The organism is uncultured Aquincola sp. (genome assembly GCF_964001545.1).
Classification (GTDB): Bacteria; Pseudomonadota; Gammaproteobacteria; order Burkholderiales; family Burkholderiaceae_C; genus Aquincola.
Genome location: NZ_CAXFDV010000684.1, coordinates 1 through 3,171, shown reverse-complemented (window position 1 = coordinate 3,171; position 3,171 = coordinate 1). Strand labels below are relative to the sequence as shown.

Sequence of the window (3,171 nt, the reverse complement as noted above, 5' to 3'; positions counted from 1 at the left end):
TGGGCCTGCCGGCGCGGGTGGCGGTGCGCGTGAATCCCGACTTCGAGCTCAAGGGCTCGGGCATGAAGATGGGCGGCGGCCCCAAGCAGTTCGGCGTCGACGTCGAGCAGCTGCCCGGGCTGATGGCCGAGATCCGCGCCGCCGGCCTGGCCTTCGAAGGCTTCCACCTCTTCGCCGGCTCGCAGAACCTGCGGGCCGAATCCATCTGCGACGCGCAGCAGCAGTCGTACGCGCTGGCGCTGCGGCTGGCCGAGATCGCGCCGGCGCCGGTGCAGTTCCTGAACCTGGGCGGCGGCTTCGGCATTCCGTACTTTCCGGGCGAGCAGCGGCTGGACCTGGCACCGATCGGCGAGAACCTGGCCGGCCTGGTCGAGCGTGCCGCGCGCGAGCTGCCGCAAGCCTCGCTGGTGATCGAGCTCGGCCGCTACCTGGTGGGCGAAGCCGGCGTCTACGTGGCACGCGTGCTCGACCGCAAGGTGTCGCGCGGCCAGGTGTTTCTGGTGACCGACGGCGGCCTGCACCACCACCTGTCGGCCTCGGGCAACTTCGGCCAGGTGGTGCGCAAGAACTACCCGGTGACCATCGGCAACCGGCTGGGTGAAGAGGCGCGCGAGGCGGCTTCGGTCGTCGGCCCGCTGTGCACGCCGCTGGACCTGCTGGCCGACCGCATGCAGCTGCCGGTGGCGCGTGAGGGCGACCTGGCGGTGGTGTTCCAGTCAGGCGCCTATGGCGCCAGCGCCAGCCCGCAGAATTTCCTGGGGCACCCGGGCTGCGTGGAAGTGCTCGTCTGACTCCGCGGCGGGCTCAACCGCGCCCCAGATCCTGTTCCAGCGTGAAGCGCGCGCCCTCGTACTGACCCAGCAGTTCGGTCAGCAGCGGCATCAGCACGGCCAGCGTGTCGTGCAGCACGAACGGCGGGTTGATCACGAACATGCCGCTGCCGTGCAGGCCGAAGCCATCGCCATCGCCGCGGTGCACATGCAGCGTCACATGCAGCCAGCCCTTGGGCGCTTCCTTGGCGGCGGCCATCAGCCGCTTGGGCAGCTGCGCCGCTTCCACGATCTGCACCTGCGGGTACCACACCATCACCGTGCCCTGGGCAAAGCGGCTCAGGCATTCACGCACCGCGCCCACCACCTTGGCGTAGTCGGTCTTCAGCTCGTAAGAGGGGTCGATCAGCACCGCGCCGCGGCGCGAGGGCGGCGGCAGCTCCTTCTGCAGGCCGGCAAAGCCGTCGCTCATCAACACCTTGGTGTGCGGGCGCTGGCCGAGAAAGCTCTCGAGGATGCGGTTGTCGGTGGGGTGCAGTTCGTACAGACTCAGGCGGTCGGTCGGCCGCAGCAGCATCTGCGCCAGGCCGGGTGAGCCGGGGTACTGCTCCAGCGCGCCGCCGCCGTTGAACTGCCTGACCAGCGCCACGTAGTCGGCCAGCGCCGCCGGCAGGTCGGCCTGGTCCCAGAGGCGCCCGATGCCGGTCTCGAACTCGCCGCGCTTCTGCGCGTAGCGGCCTGCCAGGGCATAGCCGCCGGCGCCCGCGTGGGTGTCGACCAGGGTGTAGGGCTTGTCCTTTTCGCCCATGTAGCGAAGCACCTGGGTGAGCACCAGGTGCTTGAGGACGTCGGCATGGTTGCCGGCGTGGAAGGCGTGTCGGTAGGCGAGCATGCGTGCACTGTAACTAGCATGGATCGATGTGGGGCGTGCGCTGCAAGGTTGCCGCGGATTGCGTAGGCTCCGGGGGTTTTCCCTTTACAGCGAGAAGTTCAACCATGCCCACCCTGTTCGATCCGATCCGCATCGGCGACATCGAGCTCGCCAACCGCGTCGTCATGGCCCCGCTGACCCGCAACCGCGCCACCGGCCAGCTGCCCAACGACCTGACGGTGGCCTACTACGCCCAGCGCGCCAATCCGATGACTGGCTTCGGCCTGATCATCACAGAGGCCACGCAGATCATGCCGGAGGGCCAGGGCTACCTCGACACCCCGGGCATCCACAGCCCCGAGCAGGTGGCAGCCTGGCGCAAGGTCACCACCGCCGTGCACGCCCAGGGCGGCCGCATCGTGGTGCAGCTGTGGCATGTGGGCCGCATCTCGCACACCTCGCTGCTGCCCGGCGGCCAGGCGCCGGTGTCTTCCACCCACCGGGTGGCCAAGGGCAAGACCTACACGGCCAAGGGCTTCGAGGACGTGTCGCCGCCGCGCGCGCTGCGCACCGACGAGATCCCGGGCATCGTGCAGGCCTATCGCCATGCGGCGCGCTGCGCCATCGACGCCGGCTTCGACGGCGTGGAAGTGCATGCGGCCAACGGCTACCTGATCGAGCAGTTCCTGCGCGACAGCATCAACGACCGCACCGATGAATACGGCGGCTCCATCGCCAACCGCGCCCGCCTGCTGGTGGACGTGGTCAAGGCCGTGACCGACGAGATCGGCGGTGGCCGCACCGGCATCCGCCTGTCGCCCGTCACCCCGGTGAACGACGCCGGCCAGGACAGCGACCCGCAGGCGCTGTTCAACCACGTGGTCGAGCAGATCGCGCCGATGCACCTGTCGTACATCCACGTGATCGAAGGCCAGACCGGCGGCGACCGCGAAGTGGCGCCGTTCGACTACCAGGCCCTGCGGCAGCGCTTCCCCGGCGCCTGGATGGTGAACAACGGCTACGACCGCCAGATGGCGCTGGATGCGGTGGCCAACGGCAAGGGCGAACTGGTCGCCTTCGGCAAGCCGGCCATCGCCAACCCCGACCTGACGCGCCGCCTGCGCGAGAACGCGCCCTTGAACCAGCCTGACCAGAAGACGATGTACGGCGGCGGCTCCCACGGCTACACCGACTACCCGACGCTGGACGCGCAGACCGCCTGATGCCGACGGCCCAAGCCCGGCCCGCGCGGTGACGCGCCGCCCCGACGGCCGCTGGCTGCTGCGGGTGGCCGGCACGCTGGTGCTGGCCCTGCTCGCAGCCCTGGCCTGCGAGCGGCTGAACACGCCACTGCCCTGGATGATCGGCCCGCTGCTGGCCACCGCGCTGGGCTGCGTGGCCGGCTTGCCGCTGGCCGCGGCCGGGCCGCTGCGCAACGCCGGGCAGTGGGCCATCGGCACCTCGCTGGGGCTGTACTTCTCGCCGCAGGTGCTGGGCCTGCTGGGGCCGCTGGCGCCCGCGCTGCTGGCG

3 protein-coding genes and 1 pseudogene are annotated in these 3,171 nt (G+C 70.3%); 3 read left to right on the top strand and 1 reads right to left on the bottom strand.

Annotated features, from left to right (window positions below):
- Positions 1 to 791 (top strand): annotated as a pseudogene (locus tag ABNT58_RS24045) (pyridoxal-dependent decarboxylase, exosortase A system-associated); the annotation flags it as partial.
- A 13-nt stretch (positions 792 to 804) separates the two neighbouring features.
- Here ABNT58_RS24045 and rlmJ read toward each other — a convergent pair.
- Positions 805 to 1,662: a 23S rRNA (adenine(2030)-N(6))-methyltransferase RlmJ gene (gene rlmJ / locus ABNT58_RS24040; protein WP_348755924.1), complete on the bottom strand. Its 858-nt coding sequence runs from the start codon at positions 1,660 to 1,662 to the stop codon at positions 805 to 807.
- Between the two features lie 104 nt (positions 1,663 to 1,766).
- On the opposite strand from rlmJ, the gene ABNT58_RS24035 reads away from it, so the two are divergent.
- Positions 1,767 to 2,864, top strand: coding sequence for an alkene reductase (locus ABNT58_RS24035; protein ID WP_348755923.1), 1,098 nt, complete (start codon positions 1,767 to 1,769; stop codon positions 2,862 to 2,864).
- A gap of 28 nt (positions 2,865 to 2,892) precedes the next feature.
- Positions 2,893 to 3,171 (top strand): AbrB family transcriptional regulator (locus ABNT58_RS24030; RefSeq protein WP_348755922.1); only part of this gene is annotated, 279 nt, incomplete at its 3' end.

Coding starts and splice junctions, on each gene's coding strand:
- rlmJ (WP_348755924.1), bottom strand. CDS start 1,662: ATGCTCGCCTACCGACACGCCTTCCACGCCGGCAACCATGCCGACGTC.
- ABNT58_RS24035 (WP_348755923.1), top strand. CDS start 1,767: ATGCCCACCCTGTTCGATCCGATCCGCATCGGCGACATCGAGCTCGCC.